Raw genomic sequence first — 18,983 nt, forward strand, 5'->3', positions numbered from 1 at the left:
TAGGTGAAGAGCTGAAAAAGAGCGCTATAGGTAACGCTCTTTTTTCAGACAGTATCTCGCTCAATTAAATGGAATGAAAGCTCTTCTGCGTTCCCGGCAATTTGCTCGCTTTGGATTTGTTTATGGAATAAAGAAAAAGCATGTGAGCCCATTGTAAGGCCGGGATGCTCAATTGTTGAAATTTCTAACGCCTTTGAAATTTCATGATTATCAAATCCAAGGATAGCAAGTTCTTCAGGGACTCGAATTCCATGTTTTCGCGCCTCTGTTAATAAACCAGCTGCAACTTGATCGTTCGCTGTAAAAATAGCGGTTGGGCGATTTTTCATGTTTAAAATGCGATGAAGTATTTTTGCACCATCCTGCATCGTATAGCATTGATGAAAAATCCAATCTGGATGTACCGTTTTACCTTCGTTATGAAGCGTATCAGCAAATGCTTTTTCGCGCTCCATAGAATTTGCACTCGTTTTTCTTGCTAAACAGATTCCAATTTTTTCATGGCCTTTACTGAGTAAATAGGCAGTGCCGAGACGGAAGCCTTCATAGTGATCTACGTAGACGGATGAAATGAGGGGATGCTTCATCTTTTCACATGAAATAATAGGGGCAAATTTTGCGAAAGGTTCAATTTGTTCCCAAGAACTCGTTCGAGAGCAAATAATCATTCCATCGAATTGTTTCATTTTCATCATTTCAAGAACACGAATCTCTTCGAGGCTATCGTAATTTGTTTGACATAAATTAATGTGATATCCAGCTGCTAACGCTTCGTTTCCGATTCCTTCAATAATGGTACTGAAGTATGGAAGATTAATGAAGGGGAGCATAACCCCGATTGTATATGTTTTTCCCTTTATTAAATGAATAGCATTTATATTTTTGGCATAGTTCAATTCTTCAACAGCATCTAGAACACGCTTACGTTTTTCTTCTTTTACGTAAGGGTGATTATTAAGGACGCGGGAAACAGTTGATATGGATACACCAGCGGTTTTTGCAATTTGTTTTATATTGGCCATATGTATCACCTCTTTCTCTTATTATAAGGGGAAAATAATAAGAATGAAAAAATCTTGACCTGAAAAGCTTTTCACAAACTATGTTATAAACATGACCTCTGTTATTCGCGTAACCTTTTTATTTGGGCGTGAGAATGATGGGGGGCTTTTTTGCGTCTATAATAGAGTTTTTGTCAAAATGTGTGAGAATAACGTAGAAAGTTTTCAAAGGGGGAGTTTGTTAATGAAGCGAATATGAATAGCATATAAACGCTTCATTCGTAAAGATAGCGGTATGAAGAAAGGGCGGAAACAAATTGAAAAAAAGAATCATTTGTTTCGTGTTTTCTAGTCTAGTACTAAGTTCATGTTCGTTTCAGCAAACGATGCAAGAAGAAAAAAATTTTGTGGGAACAACAGGGGGAGTGATGGATCGTGTTACGGATCCTATGCCGCTAAACGAGCTTCCGAAATATTTTCCAGTGAAATTTAAAGTTCCGGCGTTTTTACCGTATGACATTACGAGTGATGTGAAGGGGGAAGTCAGAACGATTGGGAAAAAGAACGCTGTCTTAATGATTAAATATAAACAGCGGGAGCCAGGTAGAAATGAGTATATTGAGTTAAATGTTGCGAACTTTCCTTATAGTTTTCCGGATCTCGTGGAAGAGAAGCGATTTCAAGAACAAATGAAATTGAATAGTGGAGCATTCGCTTATTTTAAAAATAAGGATGACTCTGGGCGAGGAGATGAATTTGCTACGCTTATTTGGAAAGAGAAAGGACTTGAATATCAGCTGCTGTATCGTAATGCACAAGAGAATGATAAAGATGTGATTAAGCAAAATTTATTATACATTGCGAATAATATGGAATGAAAAAACTAGCTGAATGATTCAGCTAGTTTTTGTATGTTATTATTTCTTTTTAATTTTTCCAGTCCACGTTTTGAATCCACCTTGTAATTGGTAGAAATCTTTGTAGCCTTGTTTTTTTAAGTATTGAGCTGCACGACCAGTACGGAATCCGCTTTGGCAGTATAAGTAAACTGGTTGATCTTTGCGAAGTTCTTTATGACGAAGGCGAATTTGTGATAACGGAATGTTACGTGCGCCTAAAATATGTCCTGCAGTATATTCGTCTGCTTCGCGAATATCGATAAGCTGTGCTTTACGGTAGCCAGCGCGAAACTCTTCTTCTGAAAGTGTTTTAATTAATTTTCTCTGATAGAAATACATCCATACAGTGTAGCCGATGAACGCTACGATTACGGCTAATAAAATAATCCAAGTTGTTGACACGATTCTATCGCTCCCTTTTTTCTTATCCTACTTTCAATATTATAATGACCGTATGTATTTATGCAACAGATTCATTTGCATAATAAGAAGAAATTTCGTATTCTTTCACAAATTTTGTCGAATTTGGTAGACTAGAGAATGTGAAAAATAATTGGTTATATGAGGTGCAGGATGGGAAAAGAAAAATGGTGTTATATTAACTCTGGTCAATGTTCGCCGGCATTTAATATGGCGTTAGATGAATGTTTATTAAATTGGCAAAGTGAAAAGAAAATGCCACCAACCATTCGTTTTTATGAATGGGAAGTACCAACATTAACAGTTGGGTATTTCCAGCGTGTTGAAAAAGATATTAATATGGATGTAGTTAACGAAAAGAAATATGGATTCGTTCGTCGTCAAACAGGCGGCAGGGGTGTACTACATGATAAAGAATTAACGTACAGTGTTATTGTGTCTGAAGATCATCCAAATATGCCAAAAACAGTTACAGAAGCGTATCGTATTATTTCGCAAGGTTTATTAGACGGTTTTAAGGCATTAGGATTAGAAGCATATTATGCAGTTCCAAAAACAGAAGCAGACCGTGAAAATTTAAAAAATCCACGTTCAGGCGTATGCTTTGATGCACCGTCTTGGTATGAAATTGTAGTAGAAGGAAGAAAAATCGCAGGTAGTGCTCAAACACGTCAAAAAGGTGTGATTTTACAGCACGGATCGATTCCGTTAGAAATAGATTTAGATGAATTATACGATCTGTTTTTATTCCCGAATGAACGTGTAAAAGAGCGTATGAAGAGTATGTTCTCTTCTAAAGCGGTAGCCATTAATGAATTAACAGACCGTACGTTTACAATCGAACAGTTAATTAAAGCGTTTGAGGTTGGGTTTGAAAAAGGATTAGATGTAGAGCTTGTTCCGTATGAATTAACAGAAGAACAGTTACATGAAGTGCAAACATTAGCAAAAGAGAAGTATGAAAGTAAGGAATGGAATTATAAAAAATAAGAGGTGGCAATTGCCACCTCTTATTTTTTATAGTAAATTAAGTACTTTTTCTACTTTGATTCCTTTATCTTGTAAAGAACGAAGGCGATTTACAACGTCCATAATTTCTTTGTCAAATGTAACGCTAATACCTTGGCTTTGTAGTTCTTTTTTTAAGCTTTCAATAGAATCATCTATGTCGATGCCAAGCTCGTAATCTTGACAAACTTCAATTGTCTTTTTCACGAGTTTCACATAATTTTCTTGTAGTTTTGTATTTGTTTCAGTCAAAGCAGGTTGCTTCGGTTTTGCAGGAGCGACCGGTGCTGTCTCTTGCTTTGTAACTGGAGTTGGTACTGCTTTTTTCATAGGTGCTGGAGTAGATAATTCCACAGCTGCTCCTACACTTACTGGCTTCGGTGTTGGTACCGGAGTAGGTTTAGGTGTTGCAGGTGTTTCTACTCGCGTAACAGGTTTTGGAGCAGGTGTAACTGCTTTTGGAGCTTCTACAACTACTTCTTTTTTCGGAGTAGGTTCTACAACTGTTTCTTCTTGCTCAGCAGCTTCTTTATTTTCTTTGCTCCACATAACGCGTTCAACTTCTAGAGAAACATTGTTTTTGTTCATCGCTGTTAATGTAACTTTACCAACTTCAGCGTTTCCAGTGAAATCAACAATTTTATAAATAACACTCTTGTTCCAATCCACGTTTCCGCTCAAAAATAATTCTTCGTTACATTTCGGCGTTAAGCCCTCGATTTTAATTTCTGCGTTTACACCGTTTTCACTATATACCATAATTAGCGAAGCATTTACATCTTCGTCTGCTAACATTAGTTCACGTACCATTTTGCCGGTGCGTACTTGCGTTTTCTTCTTAACTGACATCTAATTTCTCCTCTCAAAAATTCAGTAATATAAAAAAATCGTATAACGAAAAATAATTGCTCACGAAGATTTATGATACCGATAATAAAAGCATCACGTCAACAATTAACTTTAATTATTTTGCATTTTTCTTATTTTCTTTATGAAATTTTTCAATTTGTAAAATTAGACAGAAGAAAAACAGCCTTTTGAAAGGCTGTTAAAATTTAGATGTTTTATATAAAAATTTGTACAAAATATAAAAAGAAAGTGTAATAAGAGCACCTTGCCAAATAGATAAATTATAAAATAAGTACGGTTTCGTTTTAAAAAATACGTTTGAAAAAACTGATAAGACAAAAGGTACGAATATTGATAATAAGAGAATTGCTTTTTGTTTCCAGGAAACCAGTATTGTAAAAGAAAAACGTCTAAACAAGGAAAAAGTTATGAAAGTACCAATTGTTAAAACGATAGCAGATAATATTGTTCCAGGAATACTAAATGGAATTCCTGAAGTGTTTGTATCTGAAAATAGTTTTTGCATAAGAGTAGTGAATGTATCGTATCCAATTTGAATAGCTAATAATAAACTAACTGCAAATCCAATAACGGCAGCTTGTTGGAGAGAATTTTGATGTTCTGAAGAGCTAATCAATTCATCGCAGTAAGTTTTTAAATCTTCTCCGAAAATATCATGTGCATTTTTCCCGTTTTTTTGCGCTTCTAAAAGATGATCCAATATTTCTAAAAGTAATTCCTCCATTTGCTTTTGCGGGACGCTAGTAAGGCGTAAATAAATAAGCATATCACCATAAGCAGCTTCGTTTTCAGCTGTTAATAACTTTCTTTTTTCATTGTTTAACTTAATCAATTCTTTTTCAGTCATCGTATCGTCACTCCTTTTTAAAGGCTAAATATTCTTTTTTGAAGAAGATTTTGTATAGTGCATAGCAAGAGATGGCAAGTAAAGTGCCGATCCAAGGTGAGATTTGTAATGTAGTATAGGGCTGTTTAATAAATAAAAAGGAAATACCGATTAATAGTATCCATAGGCTATGGCGTATTAAAAAACTGCCTATATGCCTCCAAATAGTTGTTTTGTTTTTAAATAAATCAATGTTAATAAAGTCGAAAACAAAACGTATGATGAGATGTATGGACAGTATAAATGCAAGCAGATAAATGAAATCAATGTGTACAAATTTAAAACGTGTTTCATTTGAAAATAAGGGTAATACCAATGCAATTACGGAAGAAACAGCAAAGTATATCGCTAAAAGATAACTAGTTATAAATAAAGGAATCGATAATTGTTCCCATAAACTTTGCTTCGGTAGAGCTGCAATTATTTCATCACAGTATGCCTGTAAATCGTCGCCAAAAATATCATAAGCATTTTTTTCTTCTTGTTGGGCTTCAATGAGGTGATCTAGAATTTCAATTAGCAGTTCTTCCGCTTGGTATTCGGGCACTTTAGCTAAGCGAATGTATATTAACATGTCGCTATAGGCGTTTTCATTTTCCGTAGTTAATAATTTACGCTTTTGGTTATTTAGTTCGATTAAATCTTTCGCCTTCATTCCTATCACTCCCCTTGTAATAAGTTGTTTACGGTTGTTGAAACCATTCCCCAGCTTTGTTTAAATTCTTCAAGTTGTTCTAATCCTTTATCGGTTACGTGATAATATTTACGTTTCGGACCGAGTGAGGAGGCTTTTAACGTTCCTTCAATCAATTTTTCTTTTTGCATACGTAACAATAATGGATATATGCTTCCTTCGCTTACGAATGTAAATCCGTGTTTATTTAATTTTGTACTCAGTTCATATCCGTACACTTCTTCTTGTGAAATGATGTATAAGATGCAACCTTCGAGCACACCTTTTAACATTTGGCTGTGCATGATTTCACCACCTTTTACTCAGGTAACTTGCGTTGCAAGGTAGCTGTTATCCAAATTATAACATCCAGTAACTTGCAACGCAAGTTACTGAAGTGGAAAACTTTAATGAGTGTTAATTTTTCATCGTTTCCCATACTAACGAGAGGAGGGGAAACGATGAAACCATTTATGCCAAAACTCGTTTACTTTGAACCGAAGGCACTCGAATATCCGCTTGGAAAAGAGCTGTATGAGAAGTTTACGAAGATGGGATTAGAAATTCGTGAAACGACATCCCATAATCAAATTAGAAATTTGCCAGGTGAAAATGATTTACAAAAGTATCGTAATGCAAAGGCAACACTTGTCGTTGGGGTGAGGAAAACATTAAAGTTTGATACTTCAAAACCGTCAGCTGAATATGCAATCCCGCTTGCAACGGGGTGTATGGGACATTGTCATTATTGCTATTTGCAAACGACACTTGGGAGTAAGCCTTACGTTCGCGTGTATGTCAATCTTGATGAAATATTTGAGAAGGCAAAGCAGTATATGGATGAAAGAGCACCAGAAATAACAAGGTTTGAAGCGGCTTGTACATCGGATATCGTTGGAATTGATCATTTAACACATGCATTAAAGCGGGCGATTGAATTCATTGGAGAAAGTGAGTATGGGCGTTTACGTTTCGTTACGAAATATTCGCACGTTGATCATTTGTTAGATGCAAAACATAATGGGAAAACTCGTTTTCGATTTAGTATTAATTCAAGGTATGTAATTAAAAATTTTGAGCCGGGGACGTCACCGTTTGAAGAACGCATTGAGGCGGCTCGTAAAGTAGCAGGAGCTAATTATCCACTTGGCTTTATAGTTGCGCCACTTTATATGCATGAAGGATGGGAGGAAGGATACCGTGAACTATTTGAGCGACTATACAATGCACTAAAAGATTTGTCGATACCGAATTTAACATTTGAATTAATTCAACATCGCTTTACAAAACCGGCAAAAAAGGTCATTCAAGAGCGTTATCCGAGTACGAAGCTTGAAATGGATGAGGAGAAGCGCAAATATAAATGGGGACGATATGGCATCGGGAAATACGTATATAAAAAAGATGATGCAGAAGTATTGGAAGAAACGATTAGAGGATATATTCATCACTTTTTTTCTAACGCAGAAATTCAATATTTTACATGAAAAGAACTTGTATTGGAATGCAAGTTCTTTTTTCTTTTAAATATTTAGGCTTGTTTTCAACTTGTCACGTTATTCTTTCTGGTGTATCATTTTATTGATTGCTTCGTACGGAATGAGCAAAATGAAATTGGATGGAGGAAACCGATGCCTACCCCTAGTATGGAAGATTATATTGAACAAATTTATTTGTTGATTGATGAAAAGGGTTATGCCCGCGTATCTGATATTGCTGAAGCGCTGAGTGTACATCCATCCTCTGTAACAAAAATGGTGCAAAAATTAGACAAAGATGAATATCTAATTTATGAAAAATATAGAGGGCTTGTATTAACATCAAAAGGTAAAAAAATCGGAGAACGTCTCGTATACCGTCATGACTTGCTAGAGCAATTTATGCGTATTATCGGTTTGGATGAAAGTAAAATTTACAATGATGTAGAAGGAATTGAACATCATTTAAGTTGGGAAGCAATTGACCGCATTGGTGATCTAGTGCAATATTTTGAACAAGATGAGGTTCGAGTGGAAACACTTCGTGGCGTTCAAAAAGCAAATGAAGAGAAAAGTAATTAAGGGGGAACGTATGTCGTTTCCTTTTTTATTTCAACCGAAAAGGATGTGGAAATTATGAAAGCAATTATTTTTGATTTTGATGGATTAATTGTGGACACAGAAACAATATGGTTTCACTCTTTCAGAGACGCTGTTCGTGAGTACGGTGGGGAGTTACCTTTAGCGGAGTTTGCGAAATGTATTGGAACGACAGACGATGTGCTTTACGCATATTTAAATGAGCAATTAAAAGAGAAGTTTAACAAGGATGCATTAAAAGAAAAAGTGAAAACTTTACATAAAGAGAAAATGAAAATACCAGAAGCTCGTGACGGGGTAAAAGAATATTTAGAGGAAGCGAAAGAAATGGGATTGAAAATCGCATTAGCTTCCAGTTCATCTAGAGAATGGGTTACTTCTTTTTTGGAAGAGCTACAAATTCGAGATTATTTTGAAGTCATTAAAACAAGGGAAGATGTTGAGAAGGTAAAACCGGACCCAGCACTTTATCGAATTGCGATAGAAGATTTAGGAATTGATCCGTCTGAAGCTGTTGTATTTGAAGACTCGTTAAACGGATTAAAAGCAGCGATTGCAGCAGGATTAAAGTGCGTTGTTGTACCTAATGATGTGACACGGAATTTACCATTTGAAAATCATCACCTTCGAATTGAAAGTATGAAAGATAAAAGTCTGAAAGAAGTACTGCAAAATGTAAAAAAAGACCGTATTTCCTAAAAGGAAGCACGGTCTTTCTTTTTGTTTTTTTTGCCTTCAATGACAGTTAAATGAGATTGTTTTCTTTTTCGCTTCAAAGTGGAAGGAGCGCCTTTCTTACCTTTGTCATTAGAAGCGTTTGATTTTAAGAAAGAATTGCTTAGGGGTGCTACATTTTGTTTCCCATGTTTGCGGTTCGATTGTTTCGCTGCACGCTTATAAGAGCTTTGCGAATTTGCAGAACCACTAGAATTTGTAAACATCTTGTATAGCAAATAAAAGATACCGACAACAAGTAACATGTACCCGATATTTCTTAATACACCCATTGGATTTGTAATGACAGATGAAACAAGGCCGAATATTGCTAATCCGATAATAAGCATAACTATAGCGAATGTAAACGAACGACCGTTCATAAGGGACACCTCCTAAAAACATATATTAAAATTAGTATATTAACGATGAGGAAAGGAGTTGAACACCAATTTTAAATAATTATTGTTTGTTTTCTAAACGTAATAATTCTTCAAACGATGCAATGGCTACTTCCACTTGATCATCTGTTGGTTCTTTCGTTGTTAATAGTTGCAGCCATAATCCGGGATATCCAAGTATGCGTAATACTGGAATATCGCGTAATCGATTTGTAAATTGTAACACTTCAAAAGAAATGCCGAGAACGACTGGAATTAATAAAATTCGGTTTACGACTCTGGCCCAAAGTGGATCTGTAGGGACAAGGAAATAAACAAACATTCCAATAATGACTGTAAATATAATAAAGCTACTGCCACAGCGATAATGAAGGCGAGTTTGTTTTTGAACATTTTCTACAGTCATTGGAAGATTATTCTCATAGGCATTAATTACTTTATGCTCCGCACCATGGTACTGAAATACCCGCTTAATAAGTGGGGTTAAAGAAATAAAGTATATATAGCTCAATAATAGCATGAGCTTAATGACACTTTCGACAATGATTTGCCCTGTATGAGAAGGGAAAATCGGTCTCGTTAATTCAGCTAGTAGTGCAGGAACTGCTGTGAAAATGACTTTACCGAATATGAAAGATAAAACGCCAACTGCTGCAACTCCTAATACCATCGTTAATTTCGATTGTTCTTCTTTGTTATTTGCAATTTGTTCGTCTTCTTCTGGGTGGACATCAAATCGTTCTGAAGCAAAGTTTAAATGTTTTGCTCCATTCGCACTTGCATCCACAATAGCGGCAATCCCTCGTAAAAATGGAATTTTTTTCAGGATAGATAATGCTTTATTACGAACGCGTGGTAATCGATAAAATTCAATCGATTTATCTTTACGACGAACCGCTGTAACAGTATATTCTCTACCGCCAAACATAACTCCTTCTATGACTGCTTGCCCGCCATATATTTGTTTTGACTCTTCTGCCATGTTAACACCAACCTGTATTTGTTTCTCTCTTATGTAGAAAAAGAGGCAATTGTCATACTGGGTTCTGTCATTTTGAAATAAGACAATCACCGAGTTTCCTTTATTTTATCGACAAATACAAGTATATGACAAGGAAAAATGTTACGAGAGTCGGACATTTCTTATTCTTTTTATAGACAAATTTCGCAGTATTTAAACATGGTTCAAAATAGTTTCGGGCATACTATTGAGTGGAGGTGTCGATGTGAGTCAAGAACAATTAGGAACAAGGAATTTTGTACAAATTGGTTTATTTGGTGGAATCTTTTGGGGGGGGATATGGTATTTCCTTCATATATTTTCATTTACGGAAGCGGGACCGAACTATTTACTTTTACCATTTGCCTTTGGAAGCTGGAAAGAAGGGGTATGGGGAAATGTGTCAGGAATTGTTTGTATGGGACTACTTTCGATTTTAATTGCCTTTTTGTATAAAGCGTTTTTGGCAAAGTTTGAAGGGATTATTGCAGGGATGATTTATGGGCTATTTTGGTGGGCGTTACTGTTTTTCGGAATGGGATTAATAGCGCCTGCTATTAAAAGTGCACTCCATTTACCGAAAGAAACAATTGTGACGACGATATGCATTTTTATATTGTATGGTGTGTTTATAGCATACTCTGTTTCCTACGCAGTCAATACGAATAAAGCTGAGCGAGAAGGGGAAGAGAAGACGAACTATTCAAATAAGTAACTCCTATGTTAAAATGTTGTATAGATATTTAATATTAAGGAGTTTTAAGCATATGAAAAAGGTACTCCTCGTAAACGGTCCTAACCTAAATCGCCTCGGTGTCAGGGAGGTAAATGTATATGGAAAGGGCACGCTAGCGACACTTGAAGCAGATATGAAGCAAGAAGCAGAAACAATGGGAGTGGAGTTAGAATGTTTCCAATCGAATCATGAAGGTGCGATTATCGATCGTATTCATGAGGCGGAAGATATATATGAAGGGATCATTTTAAATCCTGGAGCATTTACGCATTATAGCTATGCGATTCGAGATGCAATTGCGAGCATTTCGATTCCTGTTATTGAAGTACATATTTCTAACATTCACCAGCGTGAGTCGTTCCGTCACGAATCTGTGACGGCAGCTGTTTGTACGGGACAAATTGTTGGATTTGGTTTTTATGGCTATAAGTTAGCGTTATTTGCATTAATGGAGAAATTGAGGGAGGCATAAAGTAATGGAGAAAATCGAAAGAGTAAGAAGCGCATTTGATCAGGCTGGTATTGACGGTATTTTGTTAACAAATGAACATAGTCGTAGATATATGGCGAACTTCACAGGAACAGCTGGTGTTGTACTGATTTCGAAAAATCGTGCTCAATTTATTACAGATTTCCGCTATGTAGAGCAGGCTAGTAAACAAGCGGTTGGATACGAGATTGTACAGCATGCAGGATTAATCATTGATGAAGTTGCAAAGCAAGTGAAGGAACTGGGAATTCAAAAGCTTGGCTTTGAGCAAGATACTCTTACATATAGTTCTTATTCAGCACATAAAGAAGCGATCGATGCTGAATTTATCCCAACTTCTGGGCTTGTAGAAAAGTTACGCTTGATAAAGACTGATTCAGAGATTAAGATATTAAAGGAAGCTGCACAGATTGCAGATGCTGCCTTTGAACATATTCTATCATTCATTCGCCCGGGAGTATCTGAAATTGAAGTGTCAAATGAACTTGAATTTTTCATGAGAAAACAAGGAGCAACATCTTCTTCGTTTGATATTATCGTTGCTTCAGGTCTTCGTTCGGCATTACCGCACGGCGTGGCATCTGAAAAAGTGATAGAAACAGGAGATTTCGTTACATTAGACTTCGGCGCTTATTACAAAGGATATTGTTCTGATATTACTCGTACGATTGCAGTTGGTGAACCATCTGATAAATTGAAAGAAATTTATAATATCGTTTTAGAAGCACAATTACGTGGTGTGAACGGTATTAAAGCTGGTTTAACAGGCCGTGAAGCGGATGCGTTAACGCGCGATTACATAACGGAAAAAGGATATGGTGAATACTTCGGACACTCTACTGGTCATGGAATCGGTCTTGAAATCCATGAAGCACCAGGTTTAGCGTTCCGTTCTGATACAGTACTTGAACCAGGAATGGCTGTAACAGTAGAACCAGGTATTTATATTCCAGGTATTGGCGGCGTACGTATTGAAGATGATATCATTGTAACAAGTGAAGGTAATGAAGTAATTACGAAATCACCAAAAGAACTTATTATTTTGTAATATACAGGAGGATTTTTTTACATGATTTCAGTAAACGATTTTCGTACAGGTTTAACAATTTCAGTGGACAATGCCCTTTGGCAAGTAATGGATTTCCAACACGTAAAGCCAGGTAAAGGTGCTGCATTTGTTCGCTCTAAACTACGTAACCTTCGCACAGGATCTGTTCAAGAGAAAACATTCCGTGCAGGTGAAAAAGTAGAAAAAGCACACATCGAAAACCGTCGTATGCAATACTTATACGCGAGCGGTGAGTCTCACGTATTTATGGATAACGGAACTTACGAGCAAATCGAACTTGGTGAAAACCAAATCGAGCGCGAACTTAAATTCCTAAAAGAAAACATGGAAGTATCTATTATGACATACCAAGATGAAGTACTTGGTGTTGAACTTCCGAACACGGTTGAATTAAAAGTGTCAGAAACAGAGCCTGGTATTAAAGGCGATACAGCTTCTAACGTAACAAAACCAGCTACATTAGAAACTGGTCTTGTTGTACAAGTACCAATCTTCATTAACGAAGGCGAAATGCTTATCATCAACACTGGTGAAGGTAAATACGTTTCTCGTGCATAGTAGAAAAGCACTCGTGATTATCACGAGTGCTTTTTTTATAGGAAATAGGGTAGATAGTAAATAGCAGTGATAATAAAACTAACTAAAACAAGTGAAAGAGTACCCGCCATATATGGAGTGAAAATAATTTGAAATGGTTTTATTTCGCCAGTCTCAACGCCAGTCAGTGTTTTACTGATTGCGTGATCTGTAATGTTGTTTCTATGAGTATTCATAATAATTAACCACATAATTGCAAATATCGCTAAACCTCCAAGGAAAAAGGTCTCCATAAATGACCAACCGACCAATTTTGAAAAAGATAAATAAGAGCTAATTCTACTACAATTGTTAAACTAATTTTTAATACCTTCATATTTTCCCCCCTCATTTTGCACATATAGTCAATTTTTTTAAAATGGGCGATACGATATGTAGTACACGAGATGACGTTAGTTCTATCTCTCATGCTGCATCGTTTATACTCCCTATCACCATTAAATATACCATAATACCCCATTGGATAATGCGAATATTCGGACTACGGATAGACGATAGAGAAATATTATGTTTTTACTTCTGAAATAGACAACCCCTGCATATGGTTGTACAAATATATTCTTTTTTGGAATGTAGCAATAGTAACCGTTATGGGAGAAGGTGGGAGAATGAAACAGTGGCTAGCGGCAATGGAAACATCCGTGCTTGTAATGGGGTTACTTCGGTTGTTTTCAGGTAGCGCGGAAATATTCGCCGCTTTGCTTATGCTTTATGTGAATGATGCGAAGAAAGCATTGTTTATAAATGGTATGTTGGCGTTTGTTGGACCGACCGTATTAATTTTAACAATGACAATAGGCATAGCGAGTGTGGCAAGTGAGATTTCTTTCTTGAAACTCTTTTTTCTAGCGCTTGGAATTGGCTGCATTTTTATCGCGTTGTTGAAATAGTAAGTCGAGTATAGTGGGGAGAAGCTGATGAAAGAAGTATTAGAAGTTTTACCGAAAACGATGAAGCATCTAGTGGAAAGTTGTAAGCAATATGATGCTCTAGAGGAAATTCGTGTTCGAATTGGAAGACCGCTAGAGTGTATTGCTCATGGCGAAGTGTTTTTTTATGACTATATCGTTACAGCAGAGGATGCTATTTACTTATTGAATAAGTTAAGTCAATTCTCAATTTATACGATGGAAGAGGAATTAAAACGTGGGTATGTGACACTTCGAGGAGGACATAGAATCGGTTTAGCGGGAAAAGTTATTACAGAAAAAAGCGCAGTGAAAATGATTCGAGATGTCTCTTCGTTTAATATTCGTATTGCACGTCAAAAAATAGGAATTGCTGAACCACTTTTGCCGTATTTGTATGAGTCAAGATGGTTAAACACGATGGTAATTGGCCCGCCGCAAACGGGGAAAACAACACTTTTAAGAGATGTAGCACGTTGTATGAGTCAAGGTGTAAGTGCTTCGAAAATACCTTCTTGTAAAGTCGGGATTGTAGATGAACGGTCAGAAATTGCAGGTTGTGTGAAGGGCATCCCGCAATATGACTTTGGCACACGAGTAGATGTGTTAGACGCATGTCCAAAAGCTGAAGGAATGATGATGATGATTCGTTCTATGAGTCCAGATATTTTGATTGTAGATGAAATTGGGCGTAAAGAAGATAGTGAAGCAATTATGGAGGCGGTGCATGCAGGGGTTCAGCTGTTTATAAGCGCACATGGATTTTCTTATGATGATGTTGTGAAACGCCCATCACTAAAGGCGGTGCTGGAGCTCGGCATATTTGATAGGTTTGTGGAGCTATCAAAAGCAAGAGGGCCAGGAACAGTTATGCAAGTGAAAGATAAATATGGAAAATCGGTATTACCTCATAGAAAGGCGCAAAGCGTATGGTGAAAATATTTGGTGCAGTGTTAATCGTTGCGGTCAGCACCTTTTTCGGATTTTCATACGCTAAAAAATACAGTGAGAGACCAAGGCAACTTAGATTATTAAAAGCGGCACTTCAATCATTAGAGGCAGAAATTATGTATGGGCACACACCTTTGTCTGAGGCTGCCGAGCGATTAGTGAAACAAATGCCGAAGCCGTTAAATTGGATATTTCAAAGTTTCGCTAGAAGGCTAGAAAGCGGAGAACAAACAGTAAGAGAAGCTTGGATAGATAGTTTGAAAGAAAATTGGAAGCTAACAGCATTTCAAAAAACTGAGTACGAGATTTTGCAGCAATTTGGTGAAACACTTGGACAACATGATCGTGAATCACAACAAAAACATATTCGTTTATGCATTACACATTTAGAGAGAGAAGAAGAAGAAGCGAAAGCATTACAACTGCAATACGAAAAAATGATCAAGAGCTTAGGGGTACTAGCGGGGCTACTTATCGTAATTTTACTGCTATAGGAGGGAGAAAGGCGATGTCCATTGATGTTGGATTAATATTTCAAATCGCCGGAATCGGCATTGTTTTAGCTTTCATTCATACCGTACTAAAAGAATTAAAGCGAGAGGATATTGCAAATTGGGTTATCCTTGTCGGTTTTGTCGTTATTTTATTTCATGTGGCATTTTTAATTAATACGCTATTTGACAAGATTAAGAGTGTCTTTCTCTTCCAGTAAAGGAGGCGGTTCGAATGGAAATTATACAAATTGTCGGATTAGGCCTCGTTGCTACGTTTTTAGCAGCTGTATTGAATCAGCATAAATCTAGCATTACGTCGTTATTTATTGTGTTCGTAGGTAGCGTGATGTTTCTTCTTTTAATTGATCAAATTCACTCTATTTTACAAATGATTGAGAGGGTAGCGAGTGAAGCGAAAGTTAGCAATGTATATGTAGAAACGTTGCTAAAAATTATTGGGATTGCTTATATTGCTGAGTTTGGAGCACAAATTACAAAAGATGCAGGGCAGGGAGCAATCGCTTCAAAAATAGAATTAGCTGGAAAAATCTTAATTTTAGTAATGGCGATTCCCATTTTGACGGTTGTCATTGAAACTATTCTCGGATTTTTACCGACGGGATAAGGGGGAGTGAATGTTGAGGGGGTTTGGAGCTAAGCTGCTATTTGCTTGCTTCCTTTTCTTTTCTTTACCGGTTGTTGTACAAGCTTCTCCTGTAGAAACAAACGTCGTTGATCAACAATTGGATAAGCTCGGAATTGAAGATGTGAAGCAATTTTGGGACGGGCTTGTTACAAAATATGGAGGTTATTTACCAGAGAGTCAAAAAGGTAGCTTTATGGAGTTTGTAAAGGGAGAAAAAGAAATTTCTATAAAAGAGTGGATGCTAGGTTTATTAAAGTATCTATTTCACGAGCTTGTTGCAAATGGGAAGCTGCTAGGAACGCTCATTATGCTTACAATTTTTAGTGCATTGTTGCAATCACTGCAATCTGCATTTTCAAAGAGTAGTGTAAGTAAAATTGCGGATGCAGTTGTATATATGGTACTTATTATTTTCGCTTTAAATAGTTTTTATGTCGTTATGACATATGCAAGAGAAACGATACAAACAATGGTAGATTTCATATTAGCGCTATTGCCAATCTTGCTTGCACTCATAGCAACTGGAGGTGGTGTTGTATCTGTATCATTTTTTCATCCGATTATCATCTTTTTAATGAACACGAGCGGGCTTTTGATGAATTATATCGTTCTACCACTTTTATTACTTGCAACGATATTAAGTATTGTAAGTACGATGAGTGATCAATATAAAGTTACGAAATTGTCCAAGCTTTTGCAAAACGTTAGCGTTGGGATTATCGGTATTTTTTTAACGATTTTTTTAGGGGTATTATCTGTACAAGGAACAGCGACAGCTGTTGCTGATGGAATCGCTGTGAAAACTGCTAAATTTGTAACAGGGAACTTTATTCCCGTAGTAGGAAGAATGTTTACAGAGGCGGCGGATACTGTTATTAGTGCATCGGGATTATTAAAAAACACAGTCGGAATTATCGGGCTCGTCATTCTATGCTTAATTGTTGCTTTTCCAGCGATTCAAATTTTTTGTATCGCGTTTATTTATAAATTCGCAGCAGCAGTATTACAGCCAGTTGGCAGCGGAGCAATTATTCAATGTTTAGATATTATCGGGCGAAGCATCATTTATGTATTTGCTTGCTTAGCTATCGTATCATTTATGTTCTTTTTAAGTATTACAATTATTATTGCTGCGGGGAACATTACACTTATGATGCGGTAGGAGGTGAAGGGTATGCAATTTGTTACAGAGTGGATTAGAAATATTATCGTATTTTTACTCTTAGCGACAATGCTTCATCTTATTCTTCCAAATTCAAATTTGCAAAAGTACGTTAAATTCGTTGTAAGTCTATTATTAGTTGTTTTAATCTTAACGCCCCTTTTTAAACTACTGCAAACAGATGTGAATGAAGTAATCGCAAATTTTAATGAAGAGAAGTACGTAGCAGAAGGATCTGTAAAAAATTCAATAGATTCGAAGAAAAAAGAAATACAAGCTCTAACACGTGCATATAGTTTAGAAGAGATGGCTACCAAAATGAAAAAAGAAGTAGGAAAAGAATTCGAGAAAAAGTATGGTATGACAGTCTCTGAAATACAAATAGTCGCAGCGGAAAGTACAGCGGAAGTAAAGTCAGCAAAAGATATTCAAACTGTTGTTGTGACGTTGAAAGAAAAAGAACGTGGTAAAAATGATGCAATCGAAACAGTAAAACCAGTTGAAATTAACACGAAGGAACCTCCGAAAAAAGTAGAAGAAACGAATGTGGAAATGAAAGATTTCTTTTCAAGCAGGTGGCAACTAGAGAATAAACAAATCCAAGTTCAAATGGAAGGGAGGACAGGTAGAGTAAATGGACAATAAAGATAAAAATTCGAAGTTCTCATTTTTTCGAAACTTATTGAATGGGGATGAAAAAGAACGCAATGAGAAGGGAAAAAAGGTAACACCTAAGTTTTTACTTGTCCTACTCATACTTGGGATTTTGCTTATGTTTTCTAGTAGTCTTTTTTCAAGTAAAAAGGAAGAAGTACCTGTATTTAAAGAACAAAAAACTCAAAACCAAGAAAAAGACGTACCAACTTTTGGACAAAAAAATAACGATAGTATGTCAAATGTAGAAAAGTATGAAAAAGCGTATGAACAAGAATTAAAAGCAGCCTTAGAAGAAATAGCGGGAGTAAAAAATGTAACGATTAAAGTAAATTTAGATTCATCTGAAGAAAAAATATTAGAAAAAAATACAGTGAAACGTTCACAAACAACAGGTGAAACAGATAAGACAGGTGGTAAGAGGGAAGTAGAAGATGAGTCTCTTGATGAAAAGACAGTCATTATACGTGAAGGTGATAAAGAAACTCCCGTTGTTTTACGAACAGAGAAACCGAAAGTACGAGGTGTTCTTGTCGTAGCAAAGGGAGTGGATAATATACAAGTTAAAGCGATGGTAAAAGAAGCTGTAATACGACTGCTAGATGTACCAGCCCATCGTGTTTCAGTTTCGCCGAAAAATTGATAGGGAGGAAATAAAGTGTTAAAAAAACAAACGGTTTGGCTATTAACGATGTTAAGTTTAGTTGTTGTACTATCTGTTTATTACGTAACAACTCCTGACAAGATGAATACAGCATCGCCGGCAACAGGTGAAAAGATTGGACAAGAAAAACAAGGTACTGATAAAGCAGTAACAAATGAAGCACCGAAAGAAACGCCAAAAAAAGAAAATACAAGCAAGGAAACATCAAATAAAGAAACAAATAAAGAAACAGACAAAAAAGAGAGTGCTAACAAAGAAACAAGTAAAAAAGATGCTAACGTAACAGTTCAATCAAGTGATGAAAATTTCACAGCGTTACGTATGCAAATGGAAGATCAGCTAAGTGAACAAAAATCAAGATTACAAGAAGTGATGAATTCAGCAAAATCTTCAGCAACAGAAAAGAGTAAAGCGAAAGATAATTTTGATGCAATTACTACAATGGAAACGAAGCAAGAATTACTTGAGACAGTGATTAAGTCTCAAGGAGGATATAAAGATGCCCTTGTAAGAGCTGATGGAACAGACATTAGAGTAACTGTGAAAGCAGCAAAGCATTCACAAAAAGAAGCGAATAAAATTATACAGCTTGTAAGAAGTGAAGGCGGATCAAAAGATGTAGGTGTGAAATTTGATCCACCAACAAAATAAAAACTAATAAT

General features: G+C 36.3%; 26 protein-coding genes and 1 pseudogene. 18 read left to right on the top strand and 9 right to left on the bottom strand.

All coding sequences use genetic code 11. From position 1 onward, the window contains the following. Positions 1-44: 44 nt before the first annotated feature. Positions 45-1,022 (bottom strand): LacI family DNA-binding transcriptional regulator, encoded by a 978-nt coding sequence (locus tag MKO96_RS09780; RefSeq protein WP_087981885.1) that lies wholly within the window; start codon positions 1,020-1,022, stop codon positions 45-47. A 320-nt stretch (positions 1,023-1,342) separates the two neighbouring features. Here MKO96_RS09780 and MKO96_RS09785 point away from each other — a divergent pair, with 320 nt between their 5' ends. Continuing rightward, positions 1,343-1,879, top strand: a complete 537-nt coding sequence (locus MKO96_RS09785) for a DNA polymerase III subunit delta (RefSeq protein ID WP_240587575.1) — start codon at positions 1,343-1,345, stop codon at positions 1,877-1,879. A gap of 39 nt (positions 1,880-1,918) precedes the next feature. Here the strand turns inward: MKO96_RS09785 and MKO96_RS09790 are convergent, their stop codons facing one another. Next, positions 1,919-2,302 (bottom strand): rhodanese-like domain-containing protein, encoded by a 384-nt coding sequence (locus tag MKO96_RS09790; protein ID WP_000108656.1) that lies wholly within the window; start codon positions 2,300-2,302, stop codon positions 1,919-1,921. Positions 2,303-2,473: 171 nt separating this feature from the next. Between MKO96_RS09790 and MKO96_RS09795 the strand changes: the two genes are divergently transcribed. Next, positions 2,474-3,310 (top strand): lipoate--protein ligase family protein, encoded by an 837-nt coding sequence (locus MKO96_RS09795; protein ID WP_000514071.1) that lies wholly within the window; start codon positions 2,474-2,476, stop codon positions 3,308-3,310. Between the two features lie 27 nt (positions 3,311-3,337). Here MKO96_RS09795 and MKO96_RS09800 read toward each other — a convergent pair whose 3' ends face one another. The 4 genes from MKO96_RS09800 to MKO96_RS09815 form a co-directional block, all read right to left on the bottom strand. After that, entirely contained in the window at positions 3,338-4,177 is an 840-nt protein-coding gene (locus MKO96_RS09800) for a hypothetical protein (RefSeq protein ID WP_240587406.1), read from the bottom strand. A gap of 199 nt (positions 4,178-4,376) precedes the next feature. Then, complete coding sequence (locus MKO96_RS09805) at positions 4,377-5,045, bottom strand: DUF1129 family protein (protein WP_240587407.1); 669 nt, start codon at positions 5,043-5,045, stop codon at positions 4,377-4,379. A 7-nt stretch (positions 5,046-5,052) separates the two neighbouring features. Next, positions 5,053-5,739 (bottom strand): DUF1129 family protein, encoded by a 687-nt coding sequence (locus MKO96_RS09810; RefSeq protein ID WP_240587408.1) that lies wholly within the window; start codon positions 5,737-5,739, stop codon positions 5,053-5,055. Positions 5,740-5,744: 5 nt separating this feature from the next. Beyond that, positions 5,745-6,062, bottom strand: a complete 318-nt coding sequence (locus MKO96_RS09815; RefSeq protein ID WP_000556083.1) for a PadR family transcriptional regulator — start codon at positions 6,060-6,062, stop codon at positions 5,745-5,747. A gap of 156 nt (positions 6,063-6,218) precedes the next feature. Between MKO96_RS09815 and splB the strand changes: the two genes are divergently transcribed. The 3 genes from splB (at position 6,219) to MKO96_RS09830 (ending at position 8,534) form a co-directional block, all read left to right on the top strand. Continuing rightward, on the top strand, positions 6,219-7,244 hold the full coding sequence (gene splB, locus MKO96_RS09820; protein ID WP_240587409.1) for a spore photoproduct lyase: 1,026 nt from the start codon (positions 6,219-6,221) through the stop codon (positions 7,242-7,244). A 144-nt stretch (positions 7,245-7,388) separates the two neighbouring features. Continuing rightward, a complete protein-coding gene (mntR, locus tag MKO96_RS09825) occupies positions 7,389-7,817 on the top strand; it encodes a transcriptional regulator MntR (protein ID WP_001143071.1) in 429 nt (142 codons plus the stop codon). Positions 7,818-7,871: 54 nt separating this feature from the next. Next, a complete protein-coding gene (locus MKO96_RS09830; RefSeq protein ID WP_240587410.1) occupies positions 7,872-8,534 on the top strand; it encodes an HAD family hydrolase in 663 nt (220 codons plus the stop codon). Here the strand turns inward: MKO96_RS09830 and MKO96_RS09835 are convergent. After that, on the bottom strand, positions 8,531-8,932 hold the full coding sequence (locus tag MKO96_RS09835) for an SA1362 family protein (RefSeq protein ID WP_001014467.1): 402 nt from the start codon (positions 8,930-8,932) through the stop codon (positions 8,531-8,533). The two genes, MKO96_RS09830 and MKO96_RS09835, sit on opposite strands and share 4 nt — an antisense overlap. 79 nt (positions 8,933-9,011) lie before the next feature. Further along, positions 9,012-9,932 carry a DUF1385 domain-containing protein gene (locus tag MKO96_RS09840; RefSeq protein ID WP_000807116.1) on the bottom strand — a complete coding sequence of 307 codons (921 nt, stop codon included), beginning with the start codon at positions 9,930-9,932 and terminating at the stop codon, positions 9,012-9,014. 244 nt (positions 9,933-10,176) lie between these two features. Here MKO96_RS09840 and MKO96_RS09845 point away from each other — a divergent pair, with 244 nt between their 5' ends. The 4 genes from MKO96_RS09845 to efp are packed head-to-tail and all read left to right on the top strand — an operon-like array spanning position 10,177 to position 12,803. Further along, positions 10,177-10,665 carry a YqhR family membrane protein gene (locus MKO96_RS09845; protein ID WP_240587411.1) on the top strand — a complete coding sequence of 163 codons (489 nt, stop codon included), beginning with the start codon at positions 10,177-10,179 and terminating at the stop codon, positions 10,663-10,665. Between the two features lie 52 nt (positions 10,666-10,717). Beyond that, positions 10,718-11,158, top strand: coding sequence for a type II 3-dehydroquinate dehydratase (aroQ, locus tag MKO96_RS09850; RefSeq protein WP_087981872.1), 441 nt, complete (start codon positions 10,718-10,720; stop codon positions 11,156-11,158). Between the two features lie 4 nt (positions 11,159-11,162). Beyond that, positions 11,163-12,224: a Xaa-Pro dipeptidase gene (gene pepQ / locus MKO96_RS09855; RefSeq protein WP_240587412.1), complete on the top strand. Its 1,062-nt coding sequence runs from the start codon at positions 11,163-11,165 to the stop codon at positions 12,222-12,224. Positions 12,225-12,245: 21 nt separating this feature from the next. Next, positions 12,246-12,803 carry an elongation factor P gene (gene efp, locus MKO96_RS09860; RefSeq protein ID WP_000626521.1) on the top strand — a complete coding sequence of 186 codons (558 nt, stop codon included), beginning with the start codon at positions 12,246-12,248 and terminating at the stop codon, positions 12,801-12,803. Between the two features lie 35 nt (positions 12,804-12,838). Here the strand turns inward: efp and MKO96_RS09865 are convergent. Further along, positions 12,839-13,158, bottom strand: a pseudogene (locus MKO96_RS09865) (hypothetical protein). A gap of 292 nt (positions 13,159-13,450) precedes the next feature. Between MKO96_RS09865 and MKO96_RS09870 the strand changes: the two are divergent. From MKO96_RS09870 to MKO96_RS09910, 9 genes are read left to right on the top strand one after another with little or no spacing between them, the layout of a single operon-like run. Further along, a complete protein-coding gene (locus MKO96_RS09870) occupies positions 13,451-13,732 on the top strand; it encodes a YqhV family protein (RefSeq protein ID WP_000816054.1) in 282 nt (93 codons plus the stop codon). A 27-nt stretch (positions 13,733-13,759) separates the two neighbouring features. Further along, positions 13,760-14,686, top strand: coding sequence for a stage III sporulation protein AA (gene spoIIIAA / locus MKO96_RS09875; RefSeq protein WP_240587413.1), 927 nt, complete (start codon positions 13,760-13,762; stop codon positions 14,684-14,686). Continuing rightward, a complete protein-coding gene (gene spoIIIAB / locus MKO96_RS09880) occupies positions 14,680-15,195 on the top strand; it encodes a stage III sporulation protein SpoIIIAB (protein WP_240587414.1) in 516 nt (171 codons plus the stop codon). Before spoIIIAA ends, spoIIIAB begins: the two co-directional genes overlap by 7 nt. A gap of 14 nt (positions 15,196-15,209) precedes the next feature. After that, the gene (gene spoIIIAC, locus MKO96_RS09885) at positions 15,210-15,413 is read left to right on the top strand and encodes a stage III sporulation protein AC (protein WP_000020914.1); all 204 of its coding nucleotides are present in this window, start codon (positions 15,210-15,212) and stop codon (positions 15,411-15,413) included. 14 nt (positions 15,414-15,427) lie between these two features. Next, positions 15,428-15,820 (top strand): stage III sporulation protein AD, encoded by a 393-nt coding sequence (gene spoIIIAD, locus MKO96_RS09890; RefSeq protein WP_240587415.1) that lies wholly within the window; start codon positions 15,428-15,430, stop codon positions 15,818-15,820. A gap of 10 nt (positions 15,821-15,830) precedes the next feature. Beyond that, on the top strand, positions 15,831-17,003 hold the full coding sequence (spoIIIAE, locus tag MKO96_RS09895) for a stage III sporulation protein AE (protein WP_000943696.1): 1,173 nt from the start codon (positions 15,831-15,833) through the stop codon (positions 17,001-17,003). 12 nt (positions 17,004-17,015) lie between these two features. Continuing rightward, positions 17,016-17,648: a stage III sporulation protein AF gene (gene spoIIIAF / locus MKO96_RS09900; RefSeq protein ID WP_240587416.1), complete on the top strand. Its 633-nt coding sequence runs from the start codon at positions 17,016-17,018 to the stop codon at positions 17,646-17,648. Further along, on the top strand, positions 17,638-18,300 hold the full coding sequence (spoIIIAG, locus tag MKO96_RS09905) for a stage III sporulation protein AG (protein WP_240587417.1): 663 nt from the start codon (positions 17,638-17,640) through the stop codon (positions 18,298-18,300). The genes spoIIIAF and spoIIIAG overlap by 11 nt, the downstream gene beginning before the upstream one ends. A 15-nt stretch (positions 18,301-18,315) precedes the next feature. After that, positions 18,316-18,972 carry a SpoIIIAH-like family protein gene (locus MKO96_RS09910; protein ID WP_016086323.1) on the top strand — a complete coding sequence of 219 codons (657 nt, stop codon included), beginning with the start codon at positions 18,316-18,318 and terminating at the stop codon, positions 18,970-18,972. Positions 18,973-18,983 lie beyond the last annotated feature (11 nt).

The sequence above is a fragment of the Bacillus sp. ES1-5 genome, from assembly GCF_022487605.1.
Lineage (GTDB): Bacteria > Bacillota > Bacilli > Bacillales > Bacillaceae_G > Bacillus_A > Bacillus_A wiedmannii.